Source organism: Lentzea chajnantorensis, from assembly GCF_054300775.1.
Genome location: NZ_JBSDZT010000002.1, coordinates 5244557 through 5265880, shown reverse-complemented (window position 1 = coordinate 5265880; position 21324 = coordinate 5244557). Strand labels below are relative to the sequence as shown.

18 protein-coding genes and 2 pseudogenes are annotated in these 21324 nt (G+C 71.7%); 17 read left to right on the top strand and 3 right to left on the bottom strand.

The annotated features are described in order from the left end of the window. Window positions 1-242 precede the first annotated feature (242 nt). The 15 genes and pseudogenes from ACVDFE_RS26050 to ACVDFE_RS25980 all read left to right on the top strand — a co-directional run bounded on the left by ACVDFE_RS26050 (window position 243) and on the right by ACVDFE_RS25980 (window position 16561). The gene (locus tag ACVDFE_RS26050; RefSeq protein WP_360396675.1) at window positions 243-1496 is read left to right on the top strand and encodes an aspartate kinase; all 1254 of its coding nucleotides are present in this window, start codon (window positions 243-245) and stop codon (window positions 1494-1496) included. Window positions 1497-1527: 31 nt separating this feature from the next. Next, a complete protein-coding gene (locus tag ACVDFE_RS26045; RefSeq protein WP_360396673.1) occupies window positions 1528-2316 on the top strand; it encodes a 2-amino-3,7-dideoxy-D-threo-hept-6-ulosonate synthase in 789 nt (262 codons plus the stop codon). 96 nt (window positions 2317-2412) lie between these two features. Beyond that, window positions 2413-3228: pseudogene (locus ACVDFE_RS26040) on the top strand (family 3 encapsulin nanocompartment shell protein); the annotation flags it as partial. After that, entirely contained in the window at window positions 3228-4145 is a 918-nt protein-coding gene (locus ACVDFE_RS26035; protein WP_458432217.1) for a sulfotransferase, read from the top strand. The pseudogene ACVDFE_RS26040 and the gene ACVDFE_RS26035, both read left to right, overlap by 1 nt. Beyond that, entirely contained in the window at window positions 4145-4897 is a 753-nt protein-coding gene (locus ACVDFE_RS26030; protein ID WP_360396667.1) for an SDR family oxidoreductase, read from the top strand. Before ACVDFE_RS26035 ends, ACVDFE_RS26030 begins: the two co-directional genes overlap by 1 nt. A gap of 28 nt (window positions 4898-4925) precedes the next feature. Beyond that, window positions 4926-6563: an AMP-binding protein gene (locus tag ACVDFE_RS26025; RefSeq protein WP_360396665.1), complete on the top strand. Its 1638-nt coding sequence runs from the start codon at window positions 4926-4928 to the stop codon at window positions 6561-6563. A 13-nt stretch (window positions 6564-6576) separates the two neighbouring features. Beyond that, complete coding sequence (locus ACVDFE_RS26020) at window positions 6577-7722, top strand: acyl-CoA dehydrogenase family protein (protein WP_360396663.1); 1146 nt, start codon at window positions 6577-6579, stop codon at window positions 7720-7722. Beyond that, on the top strand, window positions 7706-8326 hold the full coding sequence (cysC, locus tag ACVDFE_RS26015) for an adenylyl-sulfate kinase (RefSeq protein ID WP_458432216.1): 621 nt from the start codon (window positions 7706-7708) through the stop codon (window positions 8324-8326). The genes ACVDFE_RS26020 and cysC overlap by 17 nt, the downstream gene beginning before the upstream one ends. Beyond that, window positions 8323-9237 (top strand): sulfate adenylyltransferase subunit CysD, encoded by a 915-nt coding sequence (gene cysD, locus ACVDFE_RS26010; RefSeq protein WP_360396659.1) that lies wholly within the window; start codon window positions 8323-8325, stop codon window positions 9235-9237. Before cysC ends, cysD begins: the two co-directional genes overlap by 4 nt. Continuing rightward, entirely contained in the window at window positions 9237-10520 is a 1284-nt protein-coding gene (locus ACVDFE_RS26005; RefSeq protein WP_360396657.1) for a sulfate adenylyltransferase subunit 1, read from the top strand. Before cysD ends, ACVDFE_RS26005 begins: the two co-directional genes overlap by 1 nt. Beyond that, window positions 10513-11958 carry an FAD/NAD(P)-binding protein gene (locus ACVDFE_RS26000; RefSeq protein WP_458432215.1) on the top strand — a complete coding sequence of 482 codons (1446 nt, stop codon included), beginning with the start codon at window positions 10513-10515 and terminating at the stop codon, window positions 11956-11958. Before ACVDFE_RS26005 ends, ACVDFE_RS26000 begins: the two co-directional genes overlap by 8 nt. Continuing rightward, the gene (locus ACVDFE_RS25995) at window positions 11955-13526 is read left to right on the top strand and encodes an aldehyde dehydrogenase family protein (RefSeq protein ID WP_458432214.1); all 1572 of its coding nucleotides are present in this window, start codon (window positions 11955-11957) and stop codon (window positions 13524-13526) included. Before ACVDFE_RS26000 ends, ACVDFE_RS25995 begins: the two co-directional genes overlap by 4 nt. Next, window positions 13523-13912, top strand: a pseudogene (locus tag ACVDFE_RS25990) (SRPBCC family protein); the annotation flags it as partial. The gene ACVDFE_RS25995 and the pseudogene ACVDFE_RS25990, both read left to right, overlap by 4 nt. A gap of 39 nt (window positions 13913-13951) precedes the next feature. Then, on the top strand, window positions 13952-15028 hold the full coding sequence (locus ACVDFE_RS25985) for an NAD(P)-dependent alcohol dehydrogenase (RefSeq protein ID WP_458434397.1): 1077 nt from the start codon (window positions 13952-13954) through the stop codon (window positions 15026-15028). A 279-nt stretch (window positions 15029-15307) separates the two neighbouring features. After that, complete coding sequence (locus ACVDFE_RS25980) at window positions 15308-16561, top strand: cation:proton antiporter domain-containing protein (RefSeq protein WP_458432213.1); 1254 nt, start codon at window positions 15308-15310, stop codon at window positions 16559-16561. A gap of 186 nt (window positions 16562-16747) precedes the next feature. Here the strand turns inward: ACVDFE_RS25980 and ACVDFE_RS25975 are convergent, their stop codons facing one another. After that, window positions 16748-17383 (bottom strand): TetR/AcrR family transcriptional regulator, encoded by a 636-nt coding sequence (locus tag ACVDFE_RS25975; RefSeq protein WP_360396650.1) that lies wholly within the window; start codon window positions 17381-17383, stop codon window positions 16748-16750. Between the two features lie 93 nt (window positions 17384-17476). Here ACVDFE_RS25975 and ACVDFE_RS25970 point away from each other — a divergent pair, with 93 nt between their 5' ends. Further along, entirely contained in the window at window positions 17477-18964 is a 1488-nt protein-coding gene (locus ACVDFE_RS25970; protein ID WP_458432212.1) for a flavin-containing monooxygenase, read from the top strand. Here ACVDFE_RS25970 and ACVDFE_RS25965 read toward each other — a convergent pair. Both ACVDFE_RS25965 and ACVDFE_RS25960 read right to left on the bottom strand, forming a co-directional pair. Beyond that, on the bottom strand, window positions 18888-20036 hold the full coding sequence (locus ACVDFE_RS25965) for a Gfo/Idh/MocA family protein (RefSeq protein ID WP_458432211.1): 1149 nt from the start codon (window positions 20034-20036) through the stop codon (window positions 18888-18890). The genes ACVDFE_RS25970 and ACVDFE_RS25965 overlap by 77 nt on opposite strands. Further along, window positions 20006-20716, bottom strand: a complete 711-nt coding sequence (locus tag ACVDFE_RS25960) for a ThuA domain-containing protein (RefSeq protein ID WP_458432210.1) — start codon at window positions 20714-20716, stop codon at window positions 20006-20008. Before ACVDFE_RS25960 ends, ACVDFE_RS25965 begins: the two co-directional genes overlap by 31 nt. A 202-nt stretch (window positions 20717-20918) precedes the next feature. Between ACVDFE_RS25960 and ACVDFE_RS25955 the strand changes: the two genes are divergently transcribed. Then, the gene (locus ACVDFE_RS25955; protein WP_360396643.1) at window positions 20919-21308 is read left to right on the top strand and encodes an HPF/RaiA family ribosome-associated protein; all 390 of its coding nucleotides are present in this window, start codon (window positions 20919-20921) and stop codon (window positions 21306-21308) included. Window positions 21309-21324 lie beyond the last annotated feature (16 nt).

Below are 21324 nucleotides of genomic sequence, written 5' to 3'. Positions count from 1 at the left end.
GGTGCCACCGGCGGGCGTTCTTTTTCTTTCACCGCCATCTGGCCTCACTCATTCACGTGAGAAGCGCCGCACGCATTCGGCATTCGCCGCGCGCAGGTTCATGGATTTGAGCGAGCTTCACGGACCCCCGCCACGGGGAACTTCTAATTCGCGACGAGTTCGAGCCCACCACGAGTGGCGCTGCTCGGACCGGTTCTGAGCGAATTCGACTTCCCTTCTGGACTTATTCCGGACGGAGTGGCATGCAGATCAGCATCCAGAAGTACGGGGGCAGCTCGCTGGCCGACGACGCCCAGGTGGCGGCGGTGGCGCGGCGGGTGGCGCAGACCCACCGGGCCGGCGCCGAGGTGGTCGTCGTGGTGTCCGCACGGGGTGCCACGACCGATGAGCTGGTCCGGGCGGCCACGGCGGTCAGCACGTCACCGGACCCGAGGGAGACCGACAAGCTGCTCGCCACCGGTGAGCTGGCCTCCGCGGCGTTGCTCGCCATCGCGTTGCGCGAGCTGGACGTGCCGGCGGTGTCGCTGTCCGGGCCGGAGGCCGGCCTCAAGGCGGTGGGCCCGCCCGGTGCCGGGGTGATCGCCTCGATCGACACCGGCACGGTGCGGCAGTGGCTCGACCGCGGCCACGTCGTGGTCGTGGCCGGTTTCCAGGCCCTCGACGAGGAGGGCGCGGTGGTGACGCTGGGCCGCGGCGGGTCGGACACCTCGGCGGTCGCGCTGGCCGTCGCCCACGGCGCGCCGGTGTGCGAGATCTACACCGACGTCCTCGGGGTCGCCAGCGCCGATCCCAGGGTGGTGCCCGGTGCCGGGCTGTTGCAGCGGCTGCCGGCCGCGGTGATGGCCGAGATGGCGTTCTCCGGCGCACGGGTGCTGCACCCGCGGTCGGTCGAGCTGGCCGCGGCGCACGGCGTGGACATCGTGGTGCGCGACTCGGCCGGGCTCGGCGAGGGAAGCACGATCTTCGGAGGGAGAGCGGCGATGCTCGACTCGGACGTCCTGGAAGGACGCGCCGGTGTGGTGGCGGTGACCCACGACGACAAGGTCACCCAGGTCGTGGTCGAGGCAGGGCGGGACCCGGCCGACGGCGGTGCGCGCGTGCTGGAAGCGGTGGCGCGCCTGGGAATCGCGGTCGACTCGGTGCAGTGGCTGTCGCACCGCGGCGCTCCGCTGCGGATGCGGTTCTGCGTCACCGACACCGCCGCGGACGACGCGGCCGGCGCGGTGCGCGGTGAGCTGCCCGACGACGACTGCGCGGTCACCCTGCGCCAGGACCTCGGCCGGGTCTGCGCCGTCGGCACCGGCCTGCTCAGCCGGCCCGGCCTCACCGCGCTGGGCCTCAACGCCCTGACAACAGCGGGCATCCCGGCCGAATGCGTGTCGTGCAGCCAGGAACGCACGACGTTCCTGGTGGCCCGCGACCGCGTGCACGACGCCGTGCGGACGCTGCACGAGCGCTTCGGGCTGCACGACCCCGACAGCGCACTGCCCGCCTGACCCCACCACTGTGCGAAAGGAGCCAGTTCCGGTGAACCAGCCGCAATCCTTCGGCGCGAAGCTGCGCCTGAACCGCATCGACCGCAACGGCGACGGGCGGTTGCTGGTCGTCCCGCTCGACCACTCCGTCGCCGACGGACCGGTGACCCCCGACGACTCCCTGGGCGACCTGATCGGCCAGCTCGTCGCCGCCAAGGTCGACGCGGTGGTGCTGCACAAGGGCACCGTCCGCCACCTCGACCCGAAGCTGTTCGTCGACACCTCCCTGATCGTGCACCTGAGCGCGAGCACCGCCCACGCCCCCGACCCGGACGCCAAGTACCTCGTCACCAGCGTGGAGGCCGCGTTGCGGCTGGGCGCGGACGCGGTGAGCGTGCACGTGAACATGGGCTCGCAGCAGGAGGCCGAGCAGATCGCCGACCTCGCCCGCACCGCGGAGGAGACCGACCGCTGGGGTGTGCCGCTGCTGGCCATGATGTACGCCCGCGGCCCGCAGATCGACGACGGCACCGACACCGAGCTGGTGCGGCACTCCGCCACGCTCGCGGCGGACCTGGGCGCGGACCTGGTGAAGGTCACCTACCCCGGCACGGCGGACGCGTTGTCGGACGTGGTGCGCGCGTGCCCGATCCCCGTGCTGGTCGCGGGCGGGGCACCGGTGGACGACCGGCGGGAGCTGCTGCAGCGCGTCGCCGCCACCATGCGGGCGGGAGCGGCCGGGCTCGCCATGGGCCGCAACATCTTCCAGCACCCCACTCCCGGCCGGTTGGCCAGGGACATCGGTGACGTCGTGCACGGCCGCATGGCGATCGCGGCCTGAACCGGGGAGGAAAGGCACTCATGACTGCTCAGATCAAGCAGATGCGGCAGCTGCTGGCCGACCCGGCGATGACCGAGAAGCTCGCCCGGCTCGGAGTTCGCACAGGCCGCGGCGTTCGGCAACCGCGCGGAGGACGTGACCGTCACCTACCGCGGCTACCTGCCCACGGCGTTCCCGCTGTTCGCCGAACGACCGCGGTTCACCGTGCGGCAGCTGATGAAGATGGCGACGGTCCGCGACGGCGACACGCCGTTCGTGCGGGAACCGCAGCCGGAGTCCGACCGCGGGCAACGCTCGGGCGTCACGTTCGACACGACCCCGGAGGCGGGGTTCCAGCCGCTGCTGGACGCGGCGAAGCTCACCGACATCGGGGTGTCGCTGCCGGTGCCCGCCGGCCTGCTGGAGCACCCGCGGCTGCTGGCGGCGTTCATCGACTTCCGGCTGATCGTGCGGTTCGGCACCACGGAGAACCAGGTGCTGCTGCGCGGCAGCGACGACGGCGCGGTGCCCGGTCTGCTGGAGCTGCCGGAGGCCCGCCGCATGACCGTCGACTGCCGGCCGGTGGACCTGCTCACCAGGGCGGCGGCACTGGTCGAGGAAACCGGTGGGTCGTGCGACGGGATCGTGGCGCACAACGCCGTGTACTGGCAGGCCGTGGAGTCCGGGCTGCTGGGCCGGCTCGCCGAGGCGGGCGTGCGGATCGCGCGGACCAGGATGATCCCGGAGCACCAGGTGCTGCTCGGTGACTTCCGCGCCGCCACCACGTTCCTGGACCCCGGCATCTCGCACCTGACGCTGCGCCGCGGTGCCGCCCCGGACGGCGGTGACCTGCTGGAGGCGGGCAGCCGCATGGGTCTCGCGGTGCACCTGCCGCAGCACTTCGTGCTCGTGGAGCAGGAGGGTGCGCGCTGATGCGGGTCCTCTACGTCACCGGCATGATGCGCTGCGGCAGCACGATGATCGGCAACGTCCTCAACGAGACCCCGCACGCGGTCCACGTGGGCGAGCTGCACTACCTGTGGCGCAACGGCATCCTCACGCGGGGCACGAACTCCAGCTGCGGCTGCGGTGAACCGCTGACCGGCTGCCCGGTGTGGTCGCAGGTGCTGGCCGAGGAGGTGGCCGCCGACCGGCACGTCGCCGAGGCGGTCGAGGCCGTGCAGGCCACCCGGTTGCGCGCCCGCCACACCCCGCTGCGCCTGGCGGAGTCGCTCGGCCCGCTGCACACACCCCCGGACGTGCGGTGGGTGACCGGGGTGACCACCGAGCTCTACCGCGCCGCCGCACGCGCCGCCGGTGCCGAGGTGGTCGTGGACAGCTCGAAGTACCCCGCGGAGGCCGCGGCGCTGCTGGGCCGCGACGACCTGGACGTGCGGGTGCTGCACGTGGTCCGCGACGCACGGGCCACCGCGCACTCCTACCGCAAGGACAAGAGCTACGTGACGCGCATGAGCGCGGCCCGCAGCACCGGCTACTGGAGCGCGGTCAACGCCGCCTCCGACCTGCTGGCGCTGGCCGGCCACGACCGGTACCTGCGGGTGCGTCACGAGGACTTCTCCGCACGCCCGGACGAGGTGATCGGTGAGGTGATGGCGTTCGCGGGCATCCCGGGCAGCGTCCCGGTGACCGCGGGCGGCACGGTCGAGCTCGGCGTCAACCACACGGTGACCGGCAACCCGGACCGCTTCCACCACGGCCAGGTGCTGATCAAGGCCGACGGCCGGTGGCGCACCGACCTGCCGTGGAAGCCCAGGGCGTTCACCACGGCCGCCGCGGCACCGCAGCTGGTGCGCTACGGCTACCCGGTGCGCGCGGGCAGGGAGGGCTGATGGACCTCGGACTGGACGGCAAGGTCGCCCTCGTGGCGTGCGCCAGCAGCGGCCTCGGGCTCGGTGTGGCCCGCGCCCTGGTGACCGAGGGTGCGGACGTGTCGATCTGCGGCCGCGACCGCGACCGGCTCACCGAGGCGCGCGGCAAGCTGGAGGCGCTGGGCGGTGGCCGGGTGCACGCCCAGATCGCCGACGTCGGCATCGACGGCGCGGTGCAGCGCTGGGTGGACAGCGCCGTGGCCGAGTTCGGCGGGATCGACGTCGTGGTCAGCCACACCGGCGGGGTCGTGCAGGGCCCGGTCGCCGACTTCGGGCCCGAGGACTACCGCCGGGCCGTCGACACCGCGCTCATCCCCCACGTGGCGCTGGTGAAGGCGGCGACACCGCACCTGCGCCGCGACGGGCGGGTGCTGATGATCACCTCGGAGGCGGTGCGCCAGCCGATGCCGCACAACGTGCTGTCCGGGGTGGCCCGGCAGGGGGTGCTGTCCTACGCCCGCAACCTCGTGCACGCCTTCGGCGACAGCGGTGTGACGGTCAACGTCCTCGCACCCGGCTACCACGACACCCCGGCGCTGCGCGGACCGTCCGGTGAGGACACCTCCGCCGCGGCCGCCGAGGTACCGCTGCGCCGCGTCGGCGACCCGGACGACTTCGGTGCGCTGGCCGCGTTCCTCGCCTCCCGGCAGGCCGCCTTCGTCACGGGCGCGCTGCTGCTGGTCGACGGCGGCAACACGCGCGCGCCGGTGTGACCACGACCCCGCGACAGGAGTGAGAACGATGGACCTGGCCGAGACCTACCGCGCCAACGGGTGGTGGCGCACCGACGAGACGCTCGTCGACGACCTGCGCCGGGCGGCGCGGGAGCACCCCGACCGGCGCGCGGTCGTCGTGTGGCACACCGACGGCCGCGACACCGAGACGCTGACCTACGCCGAACTGGAACGCCGAGTCGAGCGGATCGCGGCGGGACTGGCCGGCCTCGGCGTCGAACGCGGTGACGTGGTGACGCTGCAGCTGCCGAACTCCTGGCAGCTGCTCGCGACGACGCTGGCGTGCGCCCGCATCGGCGCGGTCGCCGGACCGGTGCTGCCGATCATGCGCCGCCGCGAGCTGGCGTTCATGACGACCCTGACGAAGAGCCCGGTCTACATCGGACCGGTCGAGCACCGCGGTTTCTCGCACGCCCGTCTCAGCGAGGAGGTCGCCCGCGAGGTGGCGTCGATCAGAGAACGTGTCCTGGTCGGCGCCGCCGGCTCGGACGCCGACCTCGGTGACGCCCGGGACTTCGACACCGCGCTGCTGGGCGAACCCGGCACCGAGGGCGCGGTCTTCGGTGACATCGAGGGCCGTGAGGCCAAGCCCGACGACCTGGCCTACGTCATGTTCACCTCGGGCACGACCGGTGAGCCCAAGGGCGTGATGCACAGCCACAACACGTTGCACGCCACCAACCGCATGCAGATCGACGCGCTGCACCTGCGCGACGACGAGGTCACCGCGATGGGCTCCCCCACCACCCACAACGCCGGGTGGACGTGGAACTTCACGATGCCGCTGCTGCTCGGCGCCACGTGCGTGCACATCGACAACTGGGACGCCGACCTGATGCTGCGCGTCCTCGAAACCGAGCAGGTCACGTTCTTCATGGGCGCGCCACCGTTCCTGGTGGACCTGATCGACCGCCAGCGCGAGCAGCAACGCGACCTGTCGAGCCTGCGCACGTTCGCCACCGGCAGCGCGCCGATCCCACCAGTGCTGGTCGAGCAGGCCCGCGACGTGCTGGGCTGCCGGCTGTACGCGTTGTGGGGCATGACCGAGAACGGCGCCCCCACGATCACCCGGCCGGAGGACCCGCAGATGCGGGCCGCCGAGAGCGACGGCTCCCCGGTGCCGGGCATGGAGGTCCGCATCGTCGACGAGGACGGCGCCCTGGTCGAGCCGGGAGCCACGGGGAGGCTGCAGGTGCGGGGCGCGACCCAGTGCCTGGGCTACTTCGAACGCCCGGAGGTCTACGCGGACAACGTGACCGCCGACGGCTGGTTCGACACCGGTGACCTGGCCCGCGACGACGGACACGGCGGCATCCGCATCGCCGGGCGGGAGAAGGACGTGATCTCCCGCGGCGGCGAGAAGGTGCCCGTGGTGGAGGTCGAGGCGGCGTTGCGCCGCCACCCCGACATCAAGGACGTCGCGGTGGTGGCCTACCCCGACGACCGGCTCGGTGAGCGGGCGTGCGCGGTGATCGTGGCACAGGGCGAGCCACCACAGCTGCCGGCGTTGCGCGAGCACCTCGACGGGCTGGGCATGGCCAAGCAGTACTGGCCCGAACGCGTCGAGCACGTCGGTGAGCTGCCGACGACGCCCAGCGGCAAGGTCCAGAAGTTCAAGCTGCGCGAGCAGCTGGTCAGCGGCTGAGGGAGGGCAGGAGATGGACTTCTCGTTCACCGACGAGCAACAGGCGCTGGCCGACAAGGTCCGCGCGTTCGCCCAGGACACCATCGCCCGGCACGCGGCACTCGACGACCGGGAGGGCACGTTCTGGTCCGGGTTCTTCGCCGAGCTGGGCCGGGCCGGGCTGACCGGTCTGGCGATCTCCGAGGAACACGGCGGCCGCGGGCTGGGCGCGGTCGAGGTCGGCATCGCGGTGGAGCAGCTGGCCCGCGCCGAGGCGACGGCGTGCTACCCGGTGCTCAACGCGGCGCTGATCGGCGGCATCATCGGCCGCAGCGGCACCGCGCAGCAGCAGAGCCGGTGGCTGCCGGCGGTCGCCTCGGGTGACTCGGTGGTGGCACTGGTGCTCACCGAACCCGAGCACGGCACGGACGCGGCCGCGATCGAGCTGCGCGCCGAACGCGACGGCGAGGGCTGGCTGCTCACCGGCACCAAGACCTCGATCATGCTCGGGATGCACGCCACCCACGGGCTGGTGTTCGCCCGCACCGGCGAGGACGGGGCGCGCGGTGTGACCGCGTTCTTCGTCCCGCTCAACCGCGACGGCATCTCCCGCGAACGGCTCACCGACCTCGGTGTGCGCGCGGGAGGCCGGGCCACGCTGCACTTCGACGGCGTGCGCGCCGCGGACGACGAGGTCGTCGGCGGTGTCGGCGAGGGTTTCAGCGGGGTGATGCGCGGCTTCGACCACTCCCGCGCACTGATCGCCGTGCTGGCCGTGGCCAACGCCCAGGCCGCACTGGACGACGCACTGGCCTACGCCCGTGAACGCGAGTCGTTCGGGCAGGTCATCGGCAAGCACCAGGGCGTGGCGTTCCCACTGGTCGAACACGCCACACGGGTGCACGCGGCCCGGCTGCTCGCCTTCGAGGCGCTGTGGCGCGCCGACGCAGGGCTGCCGCACCGCGCCGAGGCGAACATGGCCAAGTGGTGGGCACCGCGCGTCGGTGTCGACGCCGCGCACCAGGCGCTGCTCACGCTCGGCCACCGCGGCTGGAGCGACGAGCACCCGGCGAGCCGGCGGGTGCGCGACGCCATCGGGCAGGAGATCGCCGACGGCACCGAGAACGCCACCAAGCTCGTGGTGGCACGGGAGCTGCTGGGCCGTGAGCACGCGCCCTGACGGGCCCGGACCGAAACCACGACTGGACAAGGAGGAACACGTGACCACCACGCTGTGGCTGACCGGGCTGCCCAGCTCGGGCAAGTCGACACTGGGCCGGGAGCTGGTCGAGCGGCTGCGCGACCGCCGTACGGTGCAGCACCTCGACGGTGACGCCGTGCGCAAGGACTTCTTCCCCGAGCTGGGGTTCAGCAAGCACGACCGCACCGAGAACATCCGCCGCATCGGCAAGCTCGCCGCCATGCTCGCCTCCCACGGCGTGCTGTCGGTGGTGTCGGTGATCGCACCGTTCCGCGAGGTGCGCGAGGAGGTCCGCGCCGCGCACGAGGCGGCGGGGCTGACGTTCGTCGAGGTCTACGTCGACGCACCGGTGCAGGTGTGCGCCGAACGCGACGTCAAGGGCCTCTACGCCAAGGCCGACGCCGGCCAGGTCGAGGCGATGACCGGGGTCAGCGACGTCTACGAGGCACCCGCCTCCCCCGACGTGCTCGTCGACACCGCGTCGCTGAGCGTGCAGGAGAGCGTCGAGATGATCGAACGCGCCCTGGAGCGCTGCGAGTCCGAACGCCGTGAACAGGACATCCGGGAGGTGGTGCTGCGATGAGCGCGCCGGCCAAGGAAAAAGCGGTCACCGGCATCGAACAGCTGGAGGCCGAGGCGATCCACGTGCTGCGGGAGGTGGCGGGCGAGTTCGACCGGCCCGCACTGCTGTTCTCCGGCGGCAAGGACTCCACGGTCCTGGTGCACCTGGCGGTGCGCGCGTTCGCCCCCATCGCACCGCCGTTCACCCTGGTGCACGTCGACACCGGCCACAACTTCCCCGAGGTGCTGCAGTTCCGCGACGACATCGTGGACCGCTTCGGGCTGCGGCTGCACGTCGCGGAGGTCCAGGACTGGATCGACAAGGGCGCGGTGCAGGAACGCGCGGACGGGATGCGCAACCCGCTGCAGACCGTGCCGCTGCTCGACACGATCACCGAGCAGAAGTTCGACGCGGTGATCGGCGGCGGCCGCCGTGACGAGGAGCGCTCACGGGCCAAGGAGCGGATCTTCAGCGTCCGCGACAGCTTCGGCCGCTGGGACCCGCGCCGCCAGCGCGTGGAGCTGTGGAACCTCTACAACGGCATGCACTCCCCCGGTGAGCACGTGCGGGTGTTCCCGATCTCGAACTGGACCGAGCTGGACGTGTGGCGCTACGTCGAGGCCCGCGACATCGAGCTGCCCTCGCTGTACTTCGCCCACCAGCGCAAGGTGTTCCTGCGCGATGGCATGTGGCTGACCTCCGGGCAGTGGGGTGGTCCGGCCGACGACGAGGAGACCGTCGAGAAGACCGTGCGCTACCGCACCGTCGGCGACGGTTCCTGCACCGGTGCCGTGGAGTCCGACGCGGCCACGGTCACCGACATCATCGAGGAGATCAAGGCGAGCCGGCTCACCGAGCGCGGTGCCAGCAGGGCCGACGACCGCATGTCCGAGGCCGCCATGGAGGACCGCAAGCGGGAGGGGTACTTCTGATGACGTCCGACCTGTTGCGACTGGTGACGGCGGGCAGCGTGGACGACGGCAAGTCCACCCTGGTCGGCAGGCTGCTCTACGACACCAAGTCCGTGCTCAGCGACCAGATCGACGCCGTGCTGCGCAGCAGCGAGGAACGCGGGCTCGACAACCCCGACCTCTCGCTGCTGGTGGACGGCCTGCGGGCCGAACGCGAGCAGGGCATCACCATCGACGTCGCCTACCGCTACTTCGCCACGGCCAAACGCACCTTCGTGCTCGCCGACACCCCCGGTCACGTGCACTACCTGCGCAACACCGTGACCGGTGCGTCGACCGCGGACCACGCGGTGCTGCTGACCGACGCGCGCAAGGGCGTGCTCCCCCAGACGCGCCGGCACCTGGCCGTGATGGCGATGCTGGGCGTTCCCGGCATCACGCTCGCGGTCAACAAGCTCGACCTGGTCGACTTCTCCGAGGAGACCTACACCTCCGTGCGCGAGGAGTTCGTCGCACACGCGCAGTCGCTGGGCTTCCGGCCAGAGCAGATCACCACCATCCCGCTGTCGGCCCTGACCGGCGACAACGTCGTGACCCGCTCCGAGAACACCCCGTGGTACGACGGACCGACACTGCTGGAGCACCTGGAGACCGTGCAGCCCGACGACCGCGGCTGCGACGTGGGCCTGCGGGTGCCGGTGCAGTACGTGCTGCGCGACGGCGACAACGACTACCGCGCCTACGCCGGGCAGATCGCCGCCGGCGCCGTGCGGACCGGCGACGAGGTCGTGGTGCTACCCGCCGGCACCCGCTCGACGGTGACCGAGATCGGCACCCCCGACGGCCCGGTCGACGAGGCGACCGTCGGGCAGCCGGTGGCCCTCACGCTGGCCGACGACCTGCCGGTGAGCCGCGGCGACCTGATCGCCGCCGCCGACCGCCTGCCGGAGCTGGCCGCCGAGCTCACCGCCACCGTGTGCTGGCTCGCCGAGGAACCCCTGCGCCCCGGTGCGCGGGTGCTGCTCAGGCACGGCACGCGCACCACGAAGTGCCGGGTCCCGAGCCTGGCCGCCCGGTTCGACGAGCAGGAGCTCGTGCTCGAACGCGACCCGGAGTGCCTGGAGCTCAACGAGATCGGCCAGGTGCGCCTGGAGGTCGCCGACGCCCTGCCGTTCGACGACTACACCGACTGCGTCGCGACCGGCGCGTTCCTGCTCATCGACCCCAACGGCGGCAACACCCTCGCCGCGGGCCAGGTCGGCGACACGCTCTCGGCGGTGACCGACGGGCGCGGTGATGGGTGAGCGGGACCGGGGCGTCGCGGAAGAGCGCGTCCGGGCGGCCGCCGGTGAGCAGGACGGCGCCGGCGGCCGCCCGGTGACGGGTCAGCACGACCGGGTCGTCGCCGGCGACCGGGACCGCCCCGTGACCGACGAGCGGGTCCGGGTCGTCGTCATCGGCGCGGGCGCGAGCGGCACGCTGGCCGCGGTGCACCTGCTGCGCTCCGGCGTCCCCGTCGAGCTGGTCCTGGTGGACCGCAGCGGCGAGTTCGGCCCGGGCCGGGCGTACCGGACCGGCGACCCCGGGCACCTGCTCAACACCGTCGCCGAGAAGATGAGCGCGTTCGACGACGACCCGGAGCACTTCGTGCGCTGGAGCGGAGCGGAACCGGGAGCGTTCCTGCCCCGCCGGGACTACGGGCGCTACCTGGCCCAGACCCTGGCCGCCGAGGAACAGCGGGCCGAGAACCAGCAGGCAGACCGCCAGGCCGTGGTGCGGCACGTCGCCGACACCGCCGTCGGACTGTCCACCCGCGACGACGGCGTCACCGTGGAACTGGCCCGCACCGGGGCGGTGCACGCCGACTTCGCCGTCCTCGCACCGGGCGCGGGCGGCGGTGACCCGCTCGCCGACCTCCTGCCCGACGGGTCACCGCGCTACGTCGCGGACCCGTGGGCCGGACCGCTGCCCGACACCGGTGGCGCACCGGTGCTGGTGCTCGGCACCGGACTGTCCATGATGGACATCGCCGTGAGTCTGGCACCGGACTCGCCGCTGCACGCCGTGTCCCGGCACGGACTGCTCCCCCGCCCGCACCGCCGCAAGCCGGGGGCACCGTCCTTCCCGGACCCGCCGGAACAGATCGGCTCACTCGGTGAGCTGCTGCGGTTCGCCCGCCGCTGCGTGTCCGCCGACCCCGAGCGGTGGCGCGAGTTCGTGGACCACCTGCGGCCGCACACCCGCCGGCTGTGGCGACAGCTGGGAGTGGCGGAACAACGGCGGTTCCTGGAACGGGTGCACCACTACTGGAACGTGCACCGGCACCGGGCCGCACCCGACACCCACCGCGCGGTGCGGGCGTTGCTCGCCTCGGGACGCTTGCGGCTGCACCGCGGCCGGGTGGAGGCGCTGACACCCGTGCAGGACGGGTTCGAAGTCGTCCTGACCGGCGGGCAGGCGCTGCGGGTGGGGTGGCTGGTCAACGCGACCGGTTTCCGCCGCGACGGTGGCCCACTGGTGCGGGAGCTGGTCGCGGAAGGCACCGCGCGACCCGACCCGGTCGGGCTCGGCGTGCGGACCGGCGCCGACGGCCGCGTGCTGGACCGGTGGGGCACGCCACGACGGGTGTTCACACTCGGCGCGCTGCGCCGGGGTGAGGAGTTCGAGAGCACCGCGGTACCGGAGATCCGGGCGCAGGCGGCGGAGATCGCCGCGCACGTGCGACGAGGGGTGATGACATGAACGACCTGCTGATGTACCCGGCCTACATCGACGGCAAGGACGTCGAGCACCCACAGGGCCGGTACGTGCACACGGTGACGGCACGGGCCGTGCTGGAGGACACGATGCCGGCGCTCGCGCTCAAACGCGACCTCGACGCCGGTCTGACTGACCCGCGCACCGCCGGACCCGCCGTGGTCGGCGGATGCGCCCTGGCGGACGACCGCATGGCGACCGACGCGCTGGAAGCAGCGGCGCGAGCGGCACCGGAGTGGGCGCGGGTGCCGCTGCGCGACCGCCTGGAGATCGGGATGCGCATCGGCGAACGACTCCGGGAGAAGCGCGACGACATCGTCGAACTCCTGGTGGCCGAAGGACAGCCCCGCGACCTGGCAGGCCCGACACTGGACGAGTACTGGCGGGCCGACTTCAGCGCCGAGACGCTGACCTGGTGCGCATCGCAGATGCAGACCACCAAGCACCGCGGCTGCGGCGGACAGGCGATCGTGCGACGCGTACCCGACGGCGTGGTGTGCGTGAACCCACCGCAGAACGCCTCGACCCCGAACGCCCTGTTCGGCGCGACCGCACTGCTCGCGGGCAACGCCGTGGTGGTGCGCGCCCCCCGCGGCGTGCCACTGGCCACCACCCACGCACTGCGCGAGGTCGTCGTACCCGTGCTGGAAGAAGCCGGAGCACCCACCGGAGTGCTCAACATCCTCTGCGGGCCACCGATGACCGACCTGTGGCTCACAAGCCCGCACGTCAACGACATCGTCTACGTCGGCGGCAGCGCCAAGGGCCTGGAGTTCGAACGCGCCGCCATCGCCGCGGGCAAGAAACCCGTGCTGGAGCTCGCCGGCAACGACTGCGTGGTCGTGTGGGCCGACGCCGACCTCGACAGCGCGGCGGCGGCGATCACGGAGAACTTCCGCCAATCCGGGCAGATCTGCAACATCCCCAACCACGTCATCGCACACCCGGCCATCGCCGACGCGCTGCTGGAGAAACTGGTGGCCGCCGCAGCCGCCACCAAACCCGGCTACCCCGACGAACCCGGAGTGGTGCTCACACCGGTGCTGATGGCCGACGCCTACTTCGCCGACATCGCCGACGCCGTGCGCCGAGGCGCGACACTGCTGCACGGCGGACGACGACTCGAAGTCGACGGGACACCATCGGACACGGGCTTCTTCGTGGAACCCGCCGTGCTGCGGGTCGACGGCTTCGACCGCGCCCGCGACATGCCCGCGGTGCGGGAGGAAACGTTCTCACCGCTGCTGCCGGTCGTCGTCCCCGAAGAGCACGACGGACTGTTCGACGAGATCGTGCGGTTCGTCAACGCCAACCGCTACGGCCTGCGCAACTCCTTCTGGGTCCAGGACGAAGCGCTGGTCGCCGAAGTCGCCGCCGGAGTGACCTCCGGCGGCGTGGTCAACGTCAACGACTCGCACTCCGCGTTCCGCCCGTTCCTGCCCACCCACGGCGGCACCGGCCTCACCGGCGGCGTGTTCGGCGAGGCCAACTACCTCATGCTGCGCACGACCCACCTGCAGGGCGTGAACATCAACCGGGGAGGAGCACGGTGAACGAGCACAGCGTCGTCCTGCGCACACCACGACCGGCCGACGAGGTCTTCGACCAACTGCTGCACCCCGGCCGCTTCGCCGACGCCGCCACCGACATCGAGTCCGTGGCACCGTCGGACGACGGCGACCGGTACGCCCTGCGGTTCCGCGGCGGACTGGCCCGCTGGACACAGCGCACCGAGACCGACCGCGACGCGCGAGTGGTGCGGTTCGAACAGGTCAGCGGCGACTTCGTGGACTTCGGCGGCGCGTGGGAGGTCGAACCCGACGGCACCGGCAGCCGCGTCGTGCACCGGGTGGCGTTCCGCACCAGCGTGCCGCACCTGGCCGGCGCGATCGAACCGGTGCTCGCCCGCGTGCTGCTGCGCGCCGCCGCCGACGTCGTCGACGCACTGGCCGGTCCGGCGGAGCTCCTCTCCGGCGCCCTGACCGACCAGAAACCGTCCGAGCACACAGCACTGGCCTACGCCGCCCCCTCAGCCGGCGCCCCGCTGCAACCGACCACCATCCCCCGCCGCCCACTCGGCCCGAACGACGTCGCGATCGACATCCGCTACTGCGGGGTGTGCCACTCCGACGTCCACCAGGTCAACGGCGACTGGGGCAGGGAGCTGTTCCCGATGGTGCCCGGCCACGAGATCGCCGGCGTCGTGACCGAGATCGGCCCCGAGGTGACCCGCCACGCCGTCGGAGACCGGGTCGGGGTGGGCGTGATCGTCAACTCGTGCCGGTCGTGCGACAAGTGCGCCGACGGGATGGAGCAGTACTGCGCGGACTCGGTCGAGACCTACTCCGACGTGGACAGCTACCAGGGCGGCGAACGCACCCGCGGCGGCTACTCCACGCACATCGTGGCCGACGAGCACTTCGTGCTGCGCATCCCGGACGCGTTGCCCTTGGAGCAGGCCGCACCACTGCTGTGCGCGGGCATCACCACCTACTCCCCGCTCAAGCACTGGCAGGCCGGACCCGGCCGCAAGGTCGCGGTCGTGGGCCTGGGCGGGCTCGGACACCTGGCGGTGAAGATCGCACACGCGATGGGCGCCGAAGTGACCGTGCTGTCGAGGTCGTTGCGCAAGAAGGACGACGGCCTGCGACTCGGCGCCGCCCACTACCACGCGACCGAGGACCCGGCGACGTTCGAACAGCTCGCCGGCACGTTCGACCTGATCCTGTGCACGGTCTCCGGACTGTCCGATGTAGACTCCCACCTGACGCTGCTGGCCAACGGCGGCACCATGGTCTGCCTCGGGATCACCGAGGAGTCCATGGAGGTCAGCGTGTTCTCCCTGCTGCAGGGCCGCACCTCGCTCGCCGGCTCGCAGATCGGCGGCATGGCCGAGACCCAGGAGATGCTCGACTTCTGCGCCGAGCACGGCATCGGAGCGGAGGTCGAGGTGATCGACGCCGCGCAGATCAACGAGGCGTTCGAACGGGTGGTGGCCGGCGACGTGCGGTACCGGTTCGTGATCGACACGGCCACCATGACCGCTCAGAGGTAGCCCGGTGAGCCCGTTCACCGGGCGATCTACCGTCCGGTGAACGGGCTCACCACCCGCTGGTCGGCCACGTACAGGCGGTCTTGTTGGCGTACAAGACTGGACTTGCGGCACCCGGAGCAGAGGGTTGGTTTTAGATAGCACTGAAGTTATAGAGGTTATTTACTGTCCGATGCGCGCTCCAGGCGAATCCCGGCGCCCATCGACTTCACCGTGGACACGAGGTCGTCCCACTTCGCGCCGAACAGGGTCCTCTTAGGACTTCTGGGTCAAGATGGCGGCATGAACTCGTTGTTGCTCGCCGCCGCGTTCGCCATGGTCGTCCGCTCGCTGGCGGCGTCCCGGCTGGACCGCTGGAACCTCGGCGCACCGGTCGTGATGGTGCTCGCCGGCGTCGCGGTCGGGCTCGCCAACGAGAACTCCATCGCCGCGGTCTTCAACACCGAGGCGGCCCAGCACGTCGCCGAGATCATCCTCGCGGTGCTGCTGTTCGCCGACGCCACCGAGGTGCGCGCCGGCCGGCTGTGGGGCGCCTATCCCGGTGCCGCGGCACGGGTGCTGCTCGTCGCGATGCCGCTGAGCCTGGGCCTGGCGGCGGTGCTGGGCTGGCTGCTGTTCCCGTCGCTGTCGTGGGCGGTGCTGCTGCTGGTCGCGTGCGTGACGGTGCCGACGGACTTCGCCGCGGCCGAGCGGGTGGTGCGCGACCCGGCGTTGTCGGTGCGGGTGCGCAGCACGCTGAACGTCGAGAGCGGCTACAACGACGGCATCGTCTCCCCGCTGTTCCTGTTCGCGCTGGTGCTGGCCGGCGACCACACCCAGGAGCGCTCGCCGGTCGAGGCGCTGGCCACGGTGCTGCCGTTCGCGGTCAAGGCCGTGGTCGCCGGCGTGGTCCTCGGCCTGCTGCTGGGGTGGCTGATGGACCGGGCGCACCGGGCGGGCTGGGTGACGGCGCAGTCCGGACGCGTTGCGGTGCTGCTGGCACCGCTGCTCACCTACACCGCGACGGTCGCGATCGACGGCAACGGGTTCGTCGCCTCGTTCGTGTGCGGCATCGCCTTCCGGTACGTGCACCGGCTGCTCAAGGCACGCCGGGTCCGCGCCGGTGCCGCCGACCGCGCGGAGATCAGAGCCGACGTGCTGAACAACGACCTGCACCTGCTGGACGACGTCACCGGGCTGCTGACGATGACCATGTGGTTCGTCGTCGGCATCGCCGCGGTGCTGACCTTCTCCCTCGGCGTGTCGTGGCAGGTCCTGCTGTTCTGCCTCGCGGTGCTCACGGTGGTGCGGCTCGTCCCGGTGGTGCTGGCGCTGGGCGGGTCGCGGCTGCGCGGCCGCGAGCGCGTGCTGGTGGGCGCGCTCGGGCCGCGCGGGACGACCACGGTGGTGTTCGGGTTGCTCGCGTTCAACAAGCTGCCGGAGGGCGACGCCGCGGACACGATCCTGGTGATCACGATCGTGTGCGTGCTCGGCAGCGTGCTGGTGCACGGCATCGGGGCCAGGCCGACGGCCCGGCTCCTGTCGAAGGGTCAGTGACGCACCCGGTCGGTCGCGCAGGCGACCAGCAGCATCACGGTGACCGCTGCGAGCGCGTGGTCACCGCTGAGCGCGCAGATGCACGCCAGCGCGAACCAGAGCAGCAGTTTCATGAACCGAGGTTAGGGACCGCACGAGTGACGCGCATCTCATTTGGGGAAGGCTTGAGCTTCGATCAGGACGCGGTCAGCCGCGTGCCGCGATCCCGTCGTACATCACCCGCCGCACCGCCTCGCTCAACCGCCGCTGCTCCTGCTCCCCCGGCGCGCGCAACGACGCGATCGCCGAGCCGAGGATCATGCCGTTGACGGCCCGCGCGGTGTTCGCGACGTCGAGGTCCGCGCGCAGGTAGCCGAGCTCCACGCCGTGGGAGAGGTAGGCGGCGGTCAGCGAGTCGGCCAGCTCGAAGAGGTCGAGGACGCGGTCGGCCATGGCGCGGTCGATGCCGGGGGCCTCGAACAGCAGCAGCCGCGGCACCCGCGGGTCTGCGGTGAAGATCCGCGCCAGCGACTCCCCGATCCGGGCGGACTGGGCGCGGTACTCGTCGAGGGTGGAGACGGCGTCCGGGGCGTTCTCCGCGGTGAGGGCGCCGGTGACGCGGGCGACGAGGTCGTCGATGACGTGGTCGACGATGTCGCGCTTGTTCTGGAAGTAGCGGTAGAAGGTGCCGTGCCCGATGCCCAGGCGCGCGGCGACGTCGGCGATGCCGGTGGCGTGGTAGCCGGTCTCGGCGAAGCAGTCGAAGGCCGCGTCGATGATCTCGCGGCGCAGCTCCTGCTTCTTGCGCTCGGCGCGGCTGACCGGGTGGGCGCTGGACGTCATGACGCCGAGTCTATGACCTGCGATCCCTTGTGATCACCACAAAGCTGACATACGGTTCCGAAGCTGACACGCGATTCCGTGAGGAGGTTCCCGATGGTCCACGACGCGGTCGTCGTCGGTGCCGGGTTCGGCGGCATGGGTGCCGCGATCCAGCTCAGGCGGCTGGGGATGTGCGACCTGCTGGTCCTGGAGCGGGAGGACGACCTCGGCGGCACCTGGCACGTCAACCGCTACCCCGGCCTCGCGGTCGACATCCCCTCCCCGACGTACTCCTACTCGTTCGAGCCGAACCCGCACTGGTCGCGGCTCTTCGCGCCGGGCGAGGAGCTCAAGCGCTACGCCGAGCACGTGGCCGCGAAGTACGACCTGCGCCGGTCGATGCGGTTCGGCACGACCGTCACGGGTGCGGTCTGGCGGGACGACCACTGGGAGGTGCGGACCGCGGACGGCTCGGTCGTGGCGGCGCGGTACCTCGTGACGGCAACCAGGTTCCTGTCGATGCCCAGGACGCCGGACATCCTCGGCATCGAGACCTTCGCCGGCCGGGTCGTCCACACCGCCGCGTGGGAGCCGGTCGACCTGACCGGCGAGCGGGTGGCCGTGATCGGCACCGGCGCCACGGCGGTCCAGCTGGTCCCGGAGCTGGCGAGGACGGCGGCGGCGCTGACCGTGTACCAGCGGACCCCGATCTGGGTGAGTCCCAAACCGGACTACCGCATCCCGCCGCCGGTGCGGCGGTTGTTCGCGCGGCTGCCGGTCGTCCAACGGGCCGTGCGCCGGCTCGGCAGCTCGGTGCTGGAGCTCATGATGATCTCCGGTGTCGTGCACTACCGGCAGCTGCGGGTCGCCAACCGGCTGGCAGAGCGGTGGTGCCGGGCGCACCTGCACCGCCAGGTCCGCGACCCCGGGCTGCGCCGCGCGCTCACCCCGGACTACTCCTTCGGCTGCAAGCGGCCGACGTTCTCCAACGACTACTTCCGCACGTTCACGCGTCCCCACGTCCACCTGGAGACGTCGCCGATCACGCGGGTCGACTCGTCCGGCATCGTCACCGCCGCCGGGCGCACCGAGATCGACGTGCTCGTGCTCGCGACCGGCTTCAACCTGTGGGACGTCAACTTCCCCGCGTTCGAGGTGCTCGGACGGGACGGCAGGGACCTGGGCACGTGGTGGCGGGAGAACCGGTTCCAGGCCTACGAGGGCGTGACCGTGCCGGGGTTCCCGAACCTGGTGTCGCTCAACAGCCCCTACTCCTACAGCGGCCTGTCGTACTTCACGACGATCGAGAGCCAGATGAAGCACATGGCCCGGTTGTTCACGGCGATGCGGTCACGCGGGGCGGACGTCTTCGAGGTGACCCAGCGGGCCAACGACGAGTTCCTGCACCGGATGCGGACGCGGGTCGCGGAGAACTCCGTGTTCTCACTGGGACAGTGCGCCACCTCGCGCAGCTACTACTTCAACCAGCACGGCGAGGCGACGCTGCTGCGACCGACCTCGACGATCAACGCGCACCGGGCTGCGGGGCGCTTTCCCTTGGAGCACTACCGGTTCGCGGTGTCAGCCCGGCCACGGGCGTGAGGGGCACCAACGGCGGCCGCTCCGCCGTGGTCGTCAGCTCGATCCGCCGCCCCTCCTCCCCCGCCCGGAGCACGGCCGTGATCGTCTCGAGCACGTGCAGCGCGAGCTCGTCGCCGGCGCGCGGCGCCCGCTGCCCGTCGGCTGCGACGAGGTCGAGCAGGCCGACTCCGCGCCCTGCTCCCGTGTAGCCCGCAGCGGCGGGAAGGGTCCGCCACCCGGTGCCGTCGAGCGGGAACAGGCGGGTCTCACCGTCGAAGTGGTTCGGGTCGGGTACCGCGAGCGTGCCGGTCTCACCGTGCACCTCGATCGGCACGGCGGTGGTGGTCACCCCGTCGAAACTGGTCGTGATGGTCGAGAGCGCACCGCTGACGTGTTCGAGCACGCCGGAGACGTGGGTGTCTACCTCGACCGGGACCCGCTCACCGGTCCGCGGCCCGGACCCGATGACGCGCTCGCTGCGCAGGCGGCTGACCGCGCCGACCACCGCGCGCACCGGGCCGAGCAGGTGGATCAGCGCGGTGAGGTAGTACGGCCCCATGTCCGCCAGCGGACCGCCCCCCGCGGTGTAGTAGAAGTCGGGGTTGGGGTGCCAGCGCTCGTGCCCCGGCGTGACCATCACGGCCGACGCGGAGAGCGGGCGACCGATGAGCCCGCTGTCGATCGCGGCCCGCGCGGTCTGCGTGCCCGTGCCGAGAACGGTGTCCGGCGCGCACCCGACCCGGACACCGGCCGCGGCGGCCCGGTCGACGATCGCCCGGCCGTCCGCGAAGGTGACGGCGAGCGGTTTCTCGCCGAAGACGTTCTTGCCCGCGTCGATCGCCCGGAACGCGATCTCCGCGTGGGCCGCGGGCACGGTCAGGTTGAGGACCGTGTCGACGTCCGCCCTGCCGAGCAGGCCCTCGACGCTGACCGCCTCGGCACCCGGCAACTCGGCCGCGACCGCCGCCGCGCGGGTGGTGTCGAGATCGGCGACCGCGGTGACGCGCACCGCCGGGTGGTCGCGGAGCGTGTCCAGGTACTGCCCGGAGATGAACCCGAGCCCTACGATTCCGACGCGGTGCGGGTCGCCCACGACATCCCCCTCGTGATGACGGTGCGGACAGCGGGGTGCCGCAGGACGTCCAGGCTGTGCCCCGGCGTCGTCACCACGATCCGCCCTGCACCCCACCGCCGCGTCCAGATCGCCGGGCAGGTGACCGGCCGGTGCCACGGGTGCCACGGCCGGGTCGGGTGGGTGGTGGTGGCCAGCACGTCGACCAGGTCGTCGTGCAGCACCCAGTACTGCTCGGTGACCAGCTCGAAGTCCTCGACGCCCGCGGTGATCGGGTGCTCCCGGCCGAGCGCGGTGATGGTCACCTCGTGCGGCAGGAAGTTGTCCTCCGGCCCGCCCTGGCGTTCGCACGGCTCCTTGCCCGGATGCGTGACGAACTGCCCACCCACCAGGTGCAGGTAGTCCGCCGACGCGCGGAACGAGTCCGCAATGCCGCCGTGCCATCCCGTGAACCCGGTGCCGGCCTCGACCGCCGAGCGCAACCCGCTCAGTTCCTCGTCGGTGATCTCCGACATCGTCATGCACTGCACGACGAGGTCGGTGCGCGCCATCTCGGCGGCGTCGGCGTACACCTCGGTCGACTCCTCGACCCGCACGGCGTAACCGCTGTCCTCCAGGAAGGGGATGAACAACTCGGTGGCCTCCACCGGTTGGTGGCCTTCCCAGCCACCGCGGACCACCAACGCACTCGGCCGTGCCACGCCACCCCCCGGTAACCGCTTTCCACACCTGGCTGAACAGTGCCTCGAACGGCACCGGTGGTCAAGAACTTCCCAGCCTCCGCACCGGTCGGCGCCGAGAACGGCTGCCGGGCAGCTCCCCTGCGCTGAACGGCGCCGCGTTTGAACCGGCCGCTCCCGTGGTATCGACCAGGACCATTTGTTTCCCGTATGGAGGGTGCTCATGCAGATCCAGGTCAACACCGACCACAACATCCACGGTGGCGAAGGACTGGCCGCCTATGTGACCACCGACCTGGAGAGCGGCCTGTCCCGGTTCAGCGAATGGCTGACCTGGGTGGAGGTGCACCTCAGCGAGGACGGGGGCACCACCCCGGAGGACAAGAAGTGCGTGATCGACGCGCGGCCGAAGGGCAAGCAGCCGGTCGCGGTCACCCACCACGCGACCACCGTGGACGACGCGTACGCCGGCGCGGCGCAGAAGCTGGTGAGGGCGTTGGACTCCCGCTACGCCCGCGCCCGCGACCACAAGGGCAGTGACAGCATCCGCCACATGCCCGCTCCCGAGGACCCGGAGCTGGTCGGCGTGATCGAGGACGAGCCCAAGGGCTGATCGGCGCATCTCCGGC